The sequence below is a fragment of the Photobacterium chitinilyticum genome (assembly GCF_004104355.1).
Classification (GTDB): Bacteria; Pseudomonadota; Gammaproteobacteria; order Enterobacterales; family Vibrionaceae; genus Photobacterium; species Photobacterium chitinilyticum.
This window is the reverse complement of the sequence record NZ_RJLM01000262.1, coordinates 1-371: the sequence shown is the minus strand read 5'-3', so window position 1 is coordinate 371 and position 371 is coordinate 1. Positions and strand designations below refer to the sequence as shown.

Annotated in this window: 1 protein-coding gene; it reads right to left on the bottom strand. The window is 64.2% G+C overall.

Features of this window, described 5'->3' with window-relative positions:
• Nucleotides 1-371, bottom strand: a 371-nt coding sequence (locus EDI28_RS26655; protein ID WP_500048359.1) for a Clp protease/crotonase-like domain-containing protein, incomplete at both ends; no start/stop codon positions are given.

The window sequence follows — 371 nt, the reverse complement described above, 5'->3', positions numbered from 1 at the left end:
TACCGGTTTTATGTCACGCACACGGGCGATGATGTCAGCGCAGTCAAATGCCCCCGCCACCATCCCGCCGGGCGTGTCCATATCGAGCAGAATGCCGTCCACCATCGGATCGCTGGCAGCCTGTTGCAGACGGGCGATAATGCCGTTGTAACCGGTCATCCCCGAGTACGGCTGCAGCGCCCGCGTCCGGCTGACCAGCGTGCCGGACACCGGCAGCACGGCGATGCCGTTCATGACCTGATAACTGCGGGCCTGTCGTGGTCCGTCATCATCACCGGATAATGCCAGCGTCGCGAGTGCCTCCTGGGCAGTCAGGCTGTCGCCGGACACCGCATCCGTCAGGCTGCTGATCCCAAGCTGGCCTGCAAGCG